Genomic DNA, 15,301 nt, shown 5'->3' on the forward strand with positions numbered 1-15,301 from the left:
GCCCTCTCTCTATACGGATGCTTACTGCAAGCATATTGGTTATAGGTTATCTTCTACCGTTTAACCACGCGTTAAATGCAGCAGAACGCTACGCTATTTTTTCACTAAATAGTAAGTTTGAAACGTTGAATATTAATAAAGCAAGAAAGCTCTACCGAGGTAAAACTCGGCTGTTACAAGGTGCGCGAGTTGAGCTTTCAGATTGGCCAGAGACATCCACTGAACGGACGGAGTTTTACCGATACCTGCTCAATAAAAACCTCGCCCAGATGAATGCGCATTGGGCTGGTTTATCTTTCTCAGGAAAAGCTCGTCCGCCAAAAGTGATTGAGGAACCTAGCATAGATGCCTTATTAACATGGATGAAAGAACAACCTAACAGGATTGGCTATGCACCTGTTCATGTTTTACCTTCAAGTGCTCACATTTTATATGTTGTAAGTTCGGAGAAATGATATGAAAAAATATCTGATAACAATGCTACTTAGCAGCACTGCTTTTCCGAGCTTCGCTACCATCGAGTTAACGGACAACCTCTCACTGAGCGGATTTGGTTCGGTGTCTTGGGCAAAGTCTGATAATGACACACCGTTACTCTTAAACCGATTCATTGAAGACGAAAACTGCTTTGATTGCGATACGACCTTTGGCATACAGCTTGATTATTTCTACCGTGAGTTGAGGTCATCGGTACAAGTGGTGAAAAGACCTCAAGATCACTGGAGCGATCCTCAATTAGAATGGGCATACTTGGCTTATACGTATCAAAACTTTGATATATACGCAGGTCGTTTGAGGCTGCCGCTTTTTTTAACATCCGAATACTATTACGTAGGGCATGCTTTCACACCAGCACGTGCACCGACGGAAGTATATGACAGCGCACTAGGTATTACGGCTTATAACGGTCTGTCTATTCGTTGGAATCATGATTTGAATGACCGAGTAATGATGACTGCAATGCCATTTGTAGGTTTTAAAGACGTTAGTAAAATAACCCTTAACAAAAACACTGAATTAAAAGTCGATATTAAAGATGTTGTTGGACTTAATCTAACCTTAAGTGGGGAACGATATCGTTGGAATTTTGTTTATTTAAATGGCAATTATGATCAGACAACCACCATTTCGAATCTCGAACAGAGTGTACCCGGCCTCGGCACCATCGCCATTGACCGCTTAGCTCTTGCGGATAAAGACGCATCAGTTGACCTCTATTCTTTGAGTTTTAGGTACGAATTGGAAAGTTTTGCCATCACTACAGAAAGTCAGACAAGCGATATATCAACATCTTGGTATGCTGCGGCAAGTTACAACATAAACCAGTTCACACCTTATGCTATCTATGGTCAACAATTCGATAGTTCGGAAAGTAAAGACGGAGACAGCTATCTGTTAGGCGTCAGATATGACATCGACTACAACATTTCACTTAATGCGGAGTGGCAATATTTCAATGCTTTTGGCGATAGTTTAGGCGCGTTTACCTCTCAACCCAATGACACCAGTGCCAATATGTATACCATCATGCTGAACTTTGTCTTTTAAGAACCAACTATTTTGAGTGCGTGCTGTTTTCCTTCATCTTTTGTTGCTTATCTCTTCGCCTTAACGCTCTAAAAAATTTAGACTCTTCGTGATACCAACCGATAACACTGATAGGAAATCCGACAAGCATCATGATAAAGAGATCCGCTGGCAACTGCTCAACAATATCCGTAATGGCATGCAAATGTCCAAACACAAACAAACCTATAATTTTCCCTACTAACAATGCGCAACAAATCATAAAAAATGATTTGAAGATATAATGCCACTTGCCTTTCTTACGCTCCTCTCTCCAATAAACGTATTTGTATTCGCGGTTGTACATTTCCCCTCCCTACGTGACATTGTCACTGAAAAATGACAATTTGGTTGCTGTGCAGCAGTACCACTTTAAGCATAGTGGGAATCGATTAGAGCCGCTGTTCAAACCCAAGACACTGCATAAACTTTGACGATCCTTTGAGAAAGATCATGAGTTAGAACTCACCATTTTAATTAGCTGGAGTAAAAGTCACGTTATATCGAAAACTCAATGTTATGCATTGAAAAACATAAGTGTTTCGCACGCTAACCAAAGGGAAGATTTGGCTCTTACATGGCATTTTACTGTTTTCTGAATACCCAGATTGGACCAATAAGAAGAAATTGTAAGTCTTCGTAAAATGAAGGCTTAGTTCCTTCTATTTTGTGACCAATAAACTGCAGAAGCCACAAAACACCAAAGAGCATTACGGAAATATAGAGAACAGGAAGCTGCAATACTTCCATCGACCACACTAAGCCAATACATGCCAAGGTATAACCCAACATCATCATGAAAACACTTAAAGAAAGTCGGAAATAAAATATCCAAACCGGAATCACAGCTAGCCATATCCAGTTTAAATTAAGACCTGAAATGGTCAGTTGAGGAATTGACCAGATCAACCCAACTACAGAGAGATAAATACCGGGTACGGCAACGGTGTGGATTTTTCGATTAATTGGGTTTTGATGACTTTCACCATAGGCTTTTAGCCAATCCGATAGCGCACGCATATCATTACCCCTTTTAACTCTATTACTTTTTATATAGTCCTAAGTTAATAAAGGCGCGAGTTTTTGAGCGAACACTATCTATAAATTCGTTTTAATTGGTGTGGCAACAACTTAATACAGCATGATGGCCTCCATCAAGCCTCGTATTACATACAGTCATGCTACTGAAAGCCAAGTGAAGCACGTTGGGCTTTGGTCATATTTGCAACGATAAGTTTGTATGAACGTTCACACAAATCTTGAATTAGACCGTCCTCGACATCTCCGTTGAAATACACCGTGACCCAGTGCCTTTTGTTGAGATGATAACCGGGTGTAATGTCCTTGAATTGAGAAGTCAGCACCTCCCCATCTTCTGGTTTCACCTTTACACTGACGTACTCACGACCACCACGCTGCGCAAGTATCGCGAACATTTTACCCTTAATCTTAAATACCAAGGCTTCAGGTCCAAACGGAAAATCACTCTCCGCACACATAAAGGTATTTAGATACTGCTCTAATTCTTCTCTTATCATTGACGTTCCCTGTCAGTTGTTACTCGAATTGGGGTAACAAGGCCTTTAACGCCTTATTAACCTGAATCTTTTCTTCGTCAGACAAGCCTCGGATAAAGTCACGTTGTACTTCAACATGCTCCAAAATTAGATTATTGATAAGCTTCAATCCGTCAGAGGTGAGTTCAACGGTGACACTGCGTCGATCCTCTTTACTGTGCTCTCTGGAAATTAGACCTTTCTTTTCCAGCTTATCCAAACGGTTGGTCATTGCTCCTGACGTCAGCATCATGGATTCAATCAATGCAGAAGGAGTCAAGCAATAAGGCGCTCCTGCTCGGCGCAAGGTTGCCAACACATCAAATTCACCCATTTTAAGATCATACTGCTTGTGAAGCTCTGCTACGCGCGTCTCCATATGTTTGGCGATTCTCATCAGCCGTCCCATGATAGCCATCGGCTGTGTATCAAGATCAGGCTTTTCCTTCAGCCACTGCTCGACCACTCTATCAATTGCGTCCATTACTAAATGCGCTCCAAAGCAACGTTAATTTGCAAATTATTTTAACATAAAGATACTTTACAAAAAGTAACCTTAGGCGTATCTTTGCATGCAATTATCTTAACGTAAAGATATTTAATGTGAACATTTTACTCGCGATGATCCCTTCGTTTTTCTGGGGAACCACTTATGCCGTGACACAGTTTACTGTGCCAGACTGGCCTCCCGTATTGTTGGGTGCACTAAGAGCACTCCCAGCAGGTCTTCTGCTACTGGCAATAAAGCCAACCTTACCTAAAAAGCACGAGTGGAAATCGCTGTTTGTCTTGGGAACCATCAATATCGCATTGTTCTTTGGACTGATTTTTGTCATGGCATTGACTTTACCAGCTGCTATCTCCGGTGTTGGGATGGTTTCAGTACCAGTTTTTGCGATGCTCTACAGCTGGTTAGTCTATAAACGCAATCCAAGCGTGATGCATATATGCCGAGGTATCGTTCTGATTGTATTAGCCTGGTTCTTGTTTGATCCCAGAACTATCACACTGGATCCTATCGGTTTGCTTGCGATGCTAGCCGCCATCATATGTATTGTCGCCGGTAGCAGTGTGACTAAATCACTGGGAACCAAAATGCATTGGTGGACAGTCCTTACCTGGCAGTTGATCATCGGCGGTGTTGTCCTATCGGTAGCAGCGGGCGTTCTCGCGAGCCTGAACCCGGAGCCTTATGTCAGTGCGATAAGCAATGTATCTATCACAAACATCATGGGGCTACTCTGGGTTATTTTGCTCAACACGGCATTGGGCTACACCATGTATGTTTGGCTTCTGCAACGAATGTCTGTGGTCGACTTTACTTTTGGCGGAATTATTAATCCAATTGCGGGGATTGTTTCTGGGCTTTTGTTGCTTGGAGAAAGCTTCACCCTACTGCAATACAGTTTGATGCTAGGCATGATCCTGATGTCACTGCTACCTCAACTCGTGGTTACTTTTTTGAAATCAAAAGAGAGGCTCGCTGAGCCAGTTACAGATTGATAGCAAAAAGAAGAGGAAGTCGCTGACTTCCTCTTCTTGTTTAAGACGAGTGCGTTGTTGCTCTATTACGCAAGCTCGAGAATGATTTTTTCCAGCTTGTCTAAACCTTCGTTCAGTACTTCAGACTCAATAGTCAGTGGTGGAAGTAGACGAATAACGTTCGCTTTTACACCACAAGAAAGCAGGATCAGACCGTTTTCTTGCGCTTTACTGATGACTGCTTTCGTCATTTCTTGCAGAGGCTTACCTGATTCTGGGTCAGTGAATTCAATCGCCATCATTGCACCAGTGGTACGGATTTCACCAATAGCAGGCACTGATTTTTGCAGCGCAGTCATGCGCGCATTAACGACTTCGCCAATGCCCATCGCTTTCGCACACAAATCTTCTTCTTCGATGATTTTCAGTACTTCAAGACCTGCAACACAGCCTAGTGGAGAACCAGCATAAGTACCGCCTAAACCACCAGGTAGCGCAGAGTCCATCACATGCGCTTTACCAACCACTGCTGAGATCGGGAATCCACCAGCAATACCTTTTGCCATTGTCATCAGGTCAGGTTCAATACCTAGGTATTCTGTCGCAAACATTTTACCGGTACGGGCAAAACCTGTCTGGATTTCATCTGCAATCAGCATGATACCGTGCTTATCACACAACTGACGTAGGCCTTGTGCAAACGCTTCTGGTGCTTTGTAGAAACCACCCTCGCCTTGTACAGGTTCAAAGATGATTGCCGCAACGCGTGATGGTTCAATATCGCAAGCAAACAGGTCTTCAATTGCTTGCAAGCTTTGCTCAACACTAATGCCGTGGAACGCATTTGGGTATGGTGCGTGATAGATTTCGTTCGGGAACGGACCAAAGCCAGCTTTGTAAGGTGCAACTTTACCCGTTAGACCCATCGTCATATTGGTACGACCGTGGAAACCACCTTTAAATGCAATCACGCCGCTACGGCCTGTATGTGCACGTGCCACTTTCACTGCATTTTCTACTGCTTCTGCGCCGGTAGTCAGGAAGATCGCTTTCTTCTTCGTCTCGCCAGGGGCAAGTTCAGTTAGCTTTTCAGCCAGCTCCACAAAAGAAGCGTATGGCGTCACCATTGCACACGTGTGCGAGAAATTATCCAACTGAGCTTTTACTGCTTCAGTGATGCGTTTGTTTGAGTGACCGGTATTCGTTACCGCAATGCCAGCAGCAAAATCGATGTATTTATTACCTTCAATATCCCATACGTGCGCGTTTTCTGCTTTCTCTACGTAAAGTGGGTACAAAGCGCCCATGCCCTGAGCGATTACTTCATTTCTTCTTTGTTGTAGTTGTTGGTTTGTCATTGTTCTGTCCTTAAATTAGTTGCCGCCAAAGCAGAGATATTTCACGTCCATGTATTCATCAATACCTTGTTTCGCTCCTTCACGCCCGATGCCGGACTGTTTAACACCACCGAAAGGAGCCACTTCAGTAGAGATCATGCCTTCGTTAATACCAACCATGCCGTATTCAAGTGCTTCAGCAATTTTCCATACACGGTGAATATTCTGGCTGTAGAAGTAAGATGCCAGCCCGTAGATCGTATCGTTCGCCATTTCGATAAGTTGTTCATCATTATCAAAGCGAATAACTGGTGCGACAGGGCCGAAGATTTCCTGAGAAACAATATCCATCTCATGCGTCACATCTTTCAGGATCACTGGCTGCATGAACAGACCATCCAATTCTTTCAAATCTGAAACTGGTTTCGCGCCTTGCTCAATAGCACCATCGATAAGCGCCTGGATACCTTGCTTTGCAGACTCGCTGATCACTGGGCCAATATTCACGCCAGCTTCCAAGCCGTTGCCGACTTTAAGCTTCTGAACAGCAGCATCAAATTTAGCAACAAACTCGTCATACACTTTGCTGTGTACATAGAAACGGTTAGCACAAACACAAGTTTGACCGGCATTGCGGAACTTTGAAGCCATCGCTCCCGTAACCGCAGCATCAATATCAGCGTCATCAAATACGATAAACGGCGCATTACCACCCAGTTCCATTGATGTACGTTTTACATCACCCGCACATTGCTGCATCAGAACACTGCCGACCTGAGTAGAACCGGTGAAAGAGAGCTTACGAATCAGTGGGTGCGAGGTAAAAATAGCCCCAACCTGACGCGAACTTTCACCGAGAACCACTTGCAGTATGTCACGCGGAATACCTGCCTGATACGCTAACTCAGCCACCGCAAAGGCCGAAAATGGCGTTGCCTCTGATGGTTTCACTATAAAGCTACAGCCTGCAGCCAACGCCGGACCTGCTTTACGTGTGATCATTGCAATCGGGAAATTCCAAGGTGTAATTGCACAAGCGACACCAATCGGCTGCTTGATGGTGACCAAACGCTTATCTGCGCTCGGCGCAGGAATGGTTTCACCGTAAGTACGTTTAGCTTCCTCAGCGAACCATTCTATAAAGCTTGCACCGTAAAGCACCTCACCCTGAGCCTCTGCCAGTGGTTTGCCCTGCTCTAAGGTCATGAGGCGACCAAGATCTTCTTTATTTTCAAGTAGAAGTTGGTACCAACGATGAAGCATTGCAGAGCGTGCTTTTGCTGGCAGCTTTGCCCACTCTTTCTGCGCGACACTTGCGCGCTCTATTCCATTTAGGATGTCGTTTTCTGTGGTCACTGGCGCGTATCCAAGAACCTCGCCAGTGGCAGGATTGGTTACGGCTGTACCTTGCACTTCACTCGCCACCATGAACGAAAGAAGGCTTGTATTTTTAATCTGTTGCATGGTTATTCCTTTTAACAGCTTTTCTGCACCACCCTAATGTTAGTCACTGGTGGCAAAGCATTCGCTTTTTAAGCTGGGATCTGCTGCGTAATACAGTGGATGTTCCCACCGCCAAGCAGCACTTCTCTTGACGGTATAGCAATGATTTGATGTTCCGGCATCGCACTTTGCAAAATTTCTATAGCAAGCGAATCGGCTTCTTCATCAAGCATCGGTAAAAACACATGGTTGTTAACGATGAGGAAGTTCGCGTATGAAGCACTGAGTCGCTCTCCCGCTTGTCGGCTCATCCCTGCGCTCGCATCGATACCATTGGCTTCCAACTCACTATAGTGCAATGGTCCTGGCAGCGGTAAACGTACAATTTCGATGTTTCGTCCCTTTGCATCTTGCTGTGACTTCAACACTTTTTCAGCTTGCCGAGAAAGCTCGTATTGCGGATCACTTGGATCATCCGTCCAGCTCAACACCACTTTGCCCGGTGCTATCACATGCAGCAGGTTATCCACGTGCCCATCCGTTTCGTCATTGAATAAACCATTTGGTACCCAAATGACTTTTTCGATGCCGAGATATTCTTTTAGCTGCTCTTCAATTTGCGCACGGCTGAGATGCGGGTTACGCCCTGGACTAAGTAGACACTCTTCCGTGGTGTAAAGTGTCCCTTCTCCATCCGTATGAATCGCTCCGCCTTCAAGTACAAACGGGGCTCGGTAGTAATCGATGCCGATGATGTCACATACTGAACCTGCGACTAAATCGTCTTGCTGCCAGTTTTCATAAAGGCCATTGTATTCACCACCCCAGGCGTTGAACTGCCAGCTAATCCCACGTCGTTCACCTGCCTTATTGACAAGAACCGTCGGACCTATATCCCTCATCCACGCATCGTTAAACGGGATTTCCACCAAGCGCACTTCTGGGTGCAGCAACAGACGGGCCTTATCAAAGTGTTGTGATGAAACGGCAACACTTACTTTGGTGACTTCAACAATTGCATTTGCGATTCTGGCGAACGTTTCCTGAGCTGGAATCGCATCATCACGCCAGTTATCACGTCGTTCAGGCCAAGCTAGCCAGACTTCACTTACCGGCTGAAACTCAGCCGGAAAATAGAAGCCATCTTGCGCTGGTGTTGTAGATAACTTCATAGTAACGCCTCTTTAAACAGCCAGCTTACCAACACTTGTGTATAGCTCAGGACGACGGTCGCGGAACAGACCCCAAGCATGACGAGCTTTTGCCGTTGCTGCTAAGTCGATTTCTGCGTAAATGATCGTCTCGCCTTCGCGTGGTGCCTCAGCAATTTTTGCACCTGTGTGGTCAGTGATGAAAGAAGAGCCGTAGAACGTCGTTTCAATGTCGTCATCCACTTCTGTACCAACTCGGTTTGAAGCGATGACAGGAACAAGGTTTGCAGCCGAGTGACCTTGCATCGTGCGCTGCCAATGATCACGCGAATCTAATGTTGGATCTTGAGGCTCAGAACCAATAGCAGTCGGATAGAAAATCGCTTCCGCACCGTGTAAAGCTAAACAACGAGCAAGCTCTGGGAACCATTGGTCCCAACAGATACCAGCACCAAACTTACCAAATTTGGTTTGCCATACTTTAAAGCCGGTATCACCAGGGCTAAAGTAGTACTTCTCGCTGTAACCTGGACCATCTGGAATGTGCGACTTACGGTAGTTATCCAGTACTGTGCCGTCTGCATCAATCATGACCAGTGAGTTAAAAAAGTTGTTGCCCGCTTTTTCAAAATAGCTGACCGGAATAACCACACCCAGCTCTTTCGCCAATGCACTCATCTCTTTGATAAGAAGACAATTTTCTTTCTCTTCTGCCAATTCAAAATACTTCGCTTCTTGCTTTTTGCAGAAGTAAGGCGCTGCGAATAGTTCCTGAGGAAGAATCACGTTCGCACCGTTTTGTGCCGCTTCGCGAATCGCTTTTTTAGCTTTCTCTAGGTTATCTTCCAGATCCCAGCTCTTGGTTAGCTGAAGGGCTGCAAATTTAACTACTTTGCTCATTGGATATTCCTTATCTCTTAAATCGCCAGTTTGTCACGTAGGTTGTAATAAGCCGCACCCATTGCAGTAAATGGAATTTGGAAGTGACGGCCACCCGGGAAGGAGTAATGTTTTAGTGCTGCAAACGCATCAAAGCGCTCAGCGTGTCCGGTTAATGCTTCTGCAAGTAACTTACCTGCCAGGTGTGTACAAGTAACACCGTGGCCGCTGTAGCCTTGCAGGTAGTAAATGTTGTCAGCAAAAGAACCGAACTGAGGCATACGTGAATAAGTAAGCAGGAAGTTACCTGTCCACGCATAATCAATCTTAATACCTTTCAGTTGAGGGAAAACTTTTTCCATCTTAGGACGGATCAGCGCTTCGACGTTTTCTGGGTCGCGTGCACCGTAGACCACACCACCTCCGAACAACAGACGCTTATCAGCAGTTAAACGGAAGTAATCTAATAGGTAGTTACAGTCTTCAACACAGTAGTCACTGGTCAGTACTTGTTTCAGTTGATCTTCTGACAGAGGCTGAGTTGCTACCACTTGCGTACCACAAGGGATCGCTTTATTACTGATGTTTGGAGCCAGACCACCCAGGTAGGCGTTACCAGCTAGCACAACATATTTGCTCTTCACGCTGCCTTGTGCGGTTTTAACAACCGGGTTTACGCCTTTATCAATCGACACGACTGCAGACTGTTCAAAGATTTGTCCGCCAAGTGAGATAAATGCCGCTGCTTCACCTAACGCAAGTTTAAGCGGGTGAATATGACCACCACGCATATCCAGTAGACCGCCGGTATACACTTTAGTACCAACGGTTTCCTCGATTTGGCCTGCATCTAACAACGTTAGTTGGTCGTTGCCGTAACGCTCCCAGTTTTTCTTGTGTTCTTCTAGCCCTTTAAGCTGCTTGTTGTTCAACGCAGTGAACAATCCACCTTGTTTGAAATCACATTCGATATCGTATTTGTTGATGAGACCGCGGATGATGTCACCGCCTTCGAAAATCATTTCACACAGTGCTTTAGCCTGGTGTTGGCCGTAACGGCTTTCAATAACGTCAACATCTCGGCTGTAACTGTTAACGATCTGGCCGCCGTTACGACCAGTTGCTCCAAAACCTACTTTTGCGCTTTCCAGCACGACGACTTTAAAACCTTTCTCTGCCAAATGTAGAGCAGAAGAAAGACCAGAGAAGCCTGCGCCAACGACACATACATCACATTCAATGTTGTCTTGAAGTTGTGGGTAGTCCGGCATATTTGGCACAGAGTGAGCGTAGAACGAATCCGTATGCTTGTTCATAGTGATATTCCTTTATTAATCGTAATCGTCAGCAGGCTTAAGGCTGTATGCGAATCCAAGTGGTTTTGGTTTCAGTGAATTTTTCAATGGCATGAAGAGATTTATCGCGACCATTGCCGCTCATTTTGAATCCACCAAATGGGACCGTCATGTCACCTTCGTTATAGTTGTTCACCCAAACCGAACCGGCTTGCAGACGTTTAGCTACGCGATGAACGCGGTTGATGTTGCTACTCCAAAGTGCCGCACCTAAGCCGTACTTCGAGTCGTTAGCAATTTCGATGGCTTGCGCTTCATCCTTAAATGGAATCACGCACAATACCGGGCCAAAGATTTCTTCTTGAGCAACGCGGAAGTGGTTGTCCACGTTGTCCAGTATGGTTGGCTCAACGAAAGCACCTTGCCCTTCAACATTGCCACCGCAGCGTAATACCGCGCCCTCAGACAGACCTAGTGTGATGTATTCCAACACTTTAGATTTATGGTCTTGGTCAATAAGCGCTCCCATAGAAGAGCTTGGGTCCATTGGATCTTTTGGTGCAAAAGCTTTGGCGGCTTCGATGACTTTTTCAATAAACTGATCTTTAATGCTTTCATGAACGAGTAATCGAGTCGCAGCAACACACACTTCGCCCTGGTTGTAGAAACAACCTGCCGCCGTTTCAGCCGCAGCACGGTCTAGATCTTCGCAGTCTTCAAATACGATGTTTGCGTTCTTACCACCAGCTTCTGCAAAAACGCGTTTTAGGTTGCTTTCGCCAGAGCGAATCATTAGTTGGCCAGCAATGCGCGTAGAACCAGTGAAAGCGATACAATCAACGTCATCATGAGTGGCAAGCGCATCGCCCGCCTCATGGCCAAAACCTGTAATTACTTGGAAAACACCGTTTGGTAGGCCAGCTTGTGAAGCTAGTTTGCCTAAGAAAATCGCAGTGAGAGAAGACTTCTCTGACGGTTTTAGAATGACACTGTTGCCCGCAGCAAGCGCCGGACCTAGCTTCCAGCAAGCTAGCCATAGAGGGAAGTTCCAAGGAACGACTGCCGCAACAACGCCAATCGCTTGGTGAGAAATAAAAGCGTGTACATCTTTTTCGGTTGGAGCAACTTCTCCGTACACTTTATCGATCGCTTCTGCGTACCAGCGTAAAGAGTTTGCTGCGCCAGGAATATCAGTAGAAAAGCTATGAGAAATAGGTTTACCGGTATCAAGAGTTTCAAGTAGTGCCAACTCTTCACGGTTTTGCTCAATCAGGTCTGCAAATTGTTTTAACACGGCTTTGCGGTGTGCCGGGCTGCTTTCGCTCCACTGGCCTGATTGGAATACTTTACGAGCGTATGATACCGCAAGATCGACATCTTCACTTTGGCAACGGGCGATTTCGGTAAAGATCTCATCCGTCGCTGGGTTAACGACAGGGATCGTCTGTCCACTTAGTGCTGCGCTATATTCACCGTTGATAAACGCCCTGTTTTCGATGTTTAGATTGTCTTTAAGTTCAATCCATTGTTCTTGAGTTTTCATACGCTCTCCTTGTTATCACACAAGGCAAGCACCACTTAGAATGTGGTTGGCGTATGCGCACTTATCATTCGACAAGCCTTGTCTGTGTGATTCGTAAATCTGTGTGGCTGCGTCGTATCAATCACGTACGACTCACCCTCTTTGATAACGAATGATCGGCCTTTGTATTCCAGAGTGATTTCACCCTCCAACACAGTGCCAATTTCTTCGCCTTCGTGTTTAATTTCAGCAGCACCCGTTGTTCCATGTGGTGCATACTCTTCGATCAAGAATCCGATAACCTGATCTTTATTGCCGTTAGTCACCAGCTTCATCGAAACTGTCTCACTGCCCATTTCGACAAGTTCTTCTGGAGTAACGACAACTTTCACATCATCATTCTGAGTTTGTTCAAAAATGAAAAACTCCGACAGAGATAAAGAAAATACGTTCACTATTTTTTGCAACGAGCTAACCGACGGGCTCACTTTGCCGTTTTCAATAGATGAGATGGCACTGTGAGTAATCCCAGCTCGCTCGGCCAGTTCTCGTTGTGACAATCCATGTTTCTTTCTTAACTGAACAATATTTTTACCAATCTCTTGATTGTCCATTCATGCGGCTCCAAAAATTAAAGAGAAGCCGCCATAATAAATTCTTTAAACAAAATTTGTGAGAAATGATTGGTTTTTGCTTTCCATTCTGGGTGCCACTGCACGCCTACGAAAAATTTTTGTTGCGAAAGACTAAAAGCTTCTATTAGGCCATCCGGGGCTTTCGCTTCGACTTGTAGTTGGGGAGCCAACTGATCGACACCTTGATTGTGAAGTGTATTCACTTCAAAGAAGGTCGTATTTTCCCAATGGTTTTCTACTAACCACTTTTCAAACAAGCTCTCTTTTTGAACCAGAACGGCATGTGCAGGCGAGTATTTCTGTTCAAAATCTTCAACAGGCGCTTCGCGATGGTCATTAAAGCCAGAATCATGAACCGCAGGATTAAGTGTCCCACCTAACGCAACGTTCATTTCCTGAAAGCCACGACAAATACCCAGACAAGGAATATTTTTATCAACAGCGTGTCGAATCAGACTCAACGACAACTCATCGCGCGCTTCGTCTTTTTTATTCTCGGTGTGACTCGCATTGTAACGATGCGGAGCAACATTTGAGTGACTACCAGGGAACAAGAAGCCATCACATAGTTCCAGAATTGATGCGATTTCGTCGCTCGACATATCAGGCGCTAATATCACTGGTAATCCGCCAAAGTCTTTGACTGCGCGTAGATAAAAGTCATTGACCGCCTGAATCTGATAGCCACCTAACTCCTTTGTGCAGCTAACAACGCCAATGATGGGTTTGCGTTTATTTGACATGACATTTCCGTGTTCAATTTATTTAACAACTACACTACAAACCGTGTACAAAATTATCAACACCGATGTTCGATATTATCGCCACAACGTGATCAAACTCACTTTTTAAGCCAATAAATCGAATATTTATGCTCATTATATTGAACAAATCAAAAACGACTGTTACAAAATAGTTAACAAGAAAGCACAAGAACAAACCATTAAAAAGCCAAGACGCAATGTAAGTGCTTGTTTAAATTAAATATACCTGAATTAACACACACGTTAATTATCGCATTGTAACTTATTTGTTAAATCAGCTATCTCTAATTTCGACTCGTCTGGTTATTTGGAGAAGAAAATGGAATCGTATCTACAGGAAGTTCAAAATTTTAAACACAAGTGGCCTGATATCGAGTTTATCGATCTGATTTTTACCGATATCAACGCATCCCCACGAGGAAAGCGCGTCCCAATCGACGCTTTGGAGAAGTTACATAAAGGCGTTGCACTGCCTCTTTCTACTATTACTCTCGATCTAAAAGGCAACGTCGTTGAATCAGCAGGACTAGGAGAAGATTTAGGCGAACCAGACAATCTTTGTTTCCCTATCAGCGGTACATTGATGCCTACAGCAAAAAAACAAGTTGGTCAGTTACTACTGAGCATGGTGGATGAATCTGGCAAACAACCAAATGCGTTGTTTATTCGTAACATTCTCGCTTCTATGTTGCAGAAGCTACAGGCTAAAGATCAGTACCCTTGTGTTGCTTTAGAGCTAGAATTTTACCTGGTCGATAAGCAACGTGGAGAAAATGGATCACCTTTAACGGCAATTAACCCAACGAAGAAAACTCGTGAAAAAGACACTGAAGTGTATGATTTAGATGGATTAGATGACTACGCAGACTTCTTATCAGATCTAAACAAATTCGCATTGGAACAAGGCTTAAATACTTCAGGTGCCCTTTCGGAATCCGCACCAGGCCAATTCGAGATCAACTTCAATCACTCGCAGGATGTACTTAGAGCATGTGATGAAATCGTCATTGCTAAACGCCTGATTCGTCAGGTTGCCCATCAACACGGATTTGATGCAACTTTCATGGCCAAACCTTTTGGTGAACAAGCTGGTAACGGCATGCACATTCACTTGAGCTTGATGGATAAAGATGGCAACAACCACTTTAGCCAACAAGATGGTCATGCCAGCTCCCTCTTCTATCAAACGATGGCAGCGATGCTTGAGCAAACATCGGATGCCATGGGATTAATTTGTCCTAATGTTAACTCTTTCCGCCGTTTTGTACCCGGCGCTTACGTTCCGACGAAAGCCGACTGGGGTGAAAACCATCGTGGTGTTGCGTTGCGTGTGCCTATCAGTGATAGCAAAAATCGCCGTATAGAACATCGTATCGCTGGAGCTGACGTTAACCCTTATATTCTCGCTGCAGTAGTACTTTCCGCAGTATTAGCGAGTGAAAACTATACCAAAGATCAATGCCCACCGACCCTGAGTGAAGATGCAATTGACTTGCCAGTGCGTATGTCAGAAGCTCTTGATCAGTTGGAACACAGTGAGCTGGCACAATACATTTCAAGGGACTTTATCGACTTGTATCTTGCTTGCAAACGAAGTGAACTCGCTGAATTTGAGCGCACGATCACACCACTGGAAATCGACTGGATGTTGCACTCGGCATAATACCATTA

General features: G+C 44.7%; 16 protein-coding genes. 4 read left to right on the forward strand and 12 right to left on the reverse strand.

Annotated elements, in window-relative coordinates; translation table 11 throughout:
* Positions 1-17: 17 nt before the first annotated feature.
* Positions 18-455 (forward strand): hypothetical protein, encoded by a 438-nt coding sequence (locus WJM94_RS03550; protein WP_444493001.1) that lies wholly within the window; start codon positions 18-20, stop codon positions 453-455.
* Position 456: 1 nt separating this feature from the next.
* Positions 457-1,548, forward strand: a complete 1,092-nt coding sequence (locus tag WJM94_RS03555) for a porin (protein WP_444492853.1) — start codon at positions 457-459, stop codon at positions 1,546-1,548.
* A 7-nt stretch (positions 1,549-1,555) separates the two neighbouring features.
* Here the strand turns inward: WJM94_RS03555 and WJM94_RS03560 are convergent, their stop codons facing one another.
* From WJM94_RS03560 to WJM94_RS03575, 4 genes are all read right to left on the reverse strand, one after another.
* Positions 1,556-1,873 (reverse strand): hypothetical protein, encoded by a 318-nt coding sequence (locus WJM94_RS03560; protein ID WP_444492854.1) that lies wholly within the window; start codon positions 1,871-1,873, stop codon positions 1,556-1,558.
* Between the two features lie 278 nt (positions 1,874-2,151).
* A complete protein-coding gene (locus WJM94_RS03565) occupies positions 2,152-2,586 on the reverse strand; it encodes an Mpo1 family 2-hydroxy fatty acid dioxygenase (protein ID WP_444492855.1) in 435 nt (144 codons plus the stop codon).
* A gap of 161 nt (positions 2,587-2,747) precedes the next feature.
* Positions 2,748-3,104 (reverse strand): MmcQ/YjbR family DNA-binding protein, encoded by a 357-nt coding sequence (locus tag WJM94_RS03570; RefSeq protein WP_444492856.1) that lies wholly within the window; start codon positions 3,102-3,104, stop codon positions 2,748-2,750.
* 19 nt (positions 3,105-3,123) lie between these two features.
* Positions 3,124-3,606: a MarR family winged helix-turn-helix transcriptional regulator gene (locus WJM94_RS03575; protein WP_444492857.1), complete on the reverse strand. Its 483-nt coding sequence runs from the start codon at positions 3,604-3,606 to the stop codon at positions 3,124-3,126.
* A 119-nt stretch (positions 3,607-3,725) separates the two neighbouring features.
* On the opposite strand from WJM94_RS03575, the gene WJM94_RS03580 reads away from it, so the two are divergent.
* Entirely contained in the window at positions 3,726-4,625 is a 900-nt protein-coding gene (locus WJM94_RS03580; RefSeq protein WP_444492858.1) for a DMT family transporter, read from the forward strand.
* A gap of 65 nt (positions 4,626-4,690) precedes the next feature.
* Here WJM94_RS03580 and gabT read toward each other — a convergent pair whose 3' ends face one another.
* The 8 genes from gabT to WJM94_RS03620 all read right to left on the reverse strand — a co-directional run bounded on the left by gabT (position 4,691) and on the right by WJM94_RS03620 (position 13,609).
* Entirely contained in the window at positions 4,691-5,962 is a 1,272-nt protein-coding gene (gabT, locus tag WJM94_RS03585; RefSeq protein WP_444492859.1) for a 4-aminobutyrate--2-oxoglutarate transaminase, read from the reverse strand.
* A 15-nt stretch (positions 5,963-5,977) separates the two neighbouring features.
* Positions 5,978-7,405, reverse strand: a complete 1,428-nt coding sequence (locus WJM94_RS03590; protein WP_444492860.1) for an NAD-dependent succinate-semialdehyde dehydrogenase — start codon at positions 7,403-7,405, stop codon at positions 5,978-5,980.
* Positions 7,406-7,473: 68 nt separating this feature from the next.
* Positions 7,474-8,556, reverse strand: a complete 1,083-nt coding sequence (aguA, locus tag WJM94_RS03595; RefSeq protein ID WP_444492861.1) for an agmatine deiminase — start codon at positions 8,554-8,556, stop codon at positions 7,474-7,476.
* 12 nt (positions 8,557-8,568) lie between these two features.
* Positions 8,569-9,435, reverse strand: coding sequence for an N-carbamoylputrescine amidase (gene aguB, locus WJM94_RS03600; RefSeq protein WP_444492862.1), 867 nt, complete (start codon positions 9,433-9,435; stop codon positions 8,569-8,571).
* A 17-nt stretch (positions 9,436-9,452) separates the two neighbouring features.
* Positions 9,453-10,730 carry an NAD(P)/FAD-dependent oxidoreductase gene (locus WJM94_RS03605; RefSeq protein ID WP_444492863.1) on the reverse strand — a complete coding sequence of 426 codons (1,278 nt, stop codon included), beginning with the start codon at positions 10,728-10,730 and terminating at the stop codon, positions 9,453-9,455.
* Positions 10,731-10,767: 37 nt separating this feature from the next.
* On the reverse strand, positions 10,768-12,252 hold the full coding sequence (locus WJM94_RS03610) for an aldehyde dehydrogenase (RefSeq protein WP_444492864.1): 1,485 nt from the start codon (positions 12,250-12,252) through the stop codon (positions 10,768-10,770).
* A gap of 35 nt (positions 12,253-12,287) precedes the next feature.
* Positions 12,288-12,845 (reverse strand): HTH-type transcriptional regulator PuuR, encoded by a 558-nt coding sequence (gene puuR, locus WJM94_RS03615; protein WP_444492865.1) that lies wholly within the window; start codon positions 12,843-12,845, stop codon positions 12,288-12,290.
* Between the two features lie 17 nt (positions 12,846-12,862).
* A complete protein-coding gene (locus tag WJM94_RS03620) occupies positions 12,863-13,609 on the reverse strand; it encodes a gamma-glutamyl-gamma-aminobutyrate hydrolase family protein (protein WP_444492866.1) in 747 nt (248 codons plus the stop codon).
* Between the two features lie 340 nt (positions 13,610-13,949).
* Here WJM94_RS03620 and WJM94_RS03625 point away from each other — a divergent pair, with 340 nt between their 5' ends.
* Positions 13,950-15,293, forward strand: coding sequence for a glutamine synthetase family protein (locus tag WJM94_RS03625; protein WP_444492867.1), 1,344 nt, complete (start codon positions 13,950-13,952; stop codon positions 15,291-15,293).
* Positions 15,294-15,301: the final 8 nt, after the last annotated feature.

It is taken from the genome of Vibrio sp. YIC-376 (assembly GCF_052353105.1).
Taxonomy (GTDB): Bacteria; Pseudomonadota; Gammaproteobacteria; order Enterobacterales; family Vibrionaceae; genus Vibrio.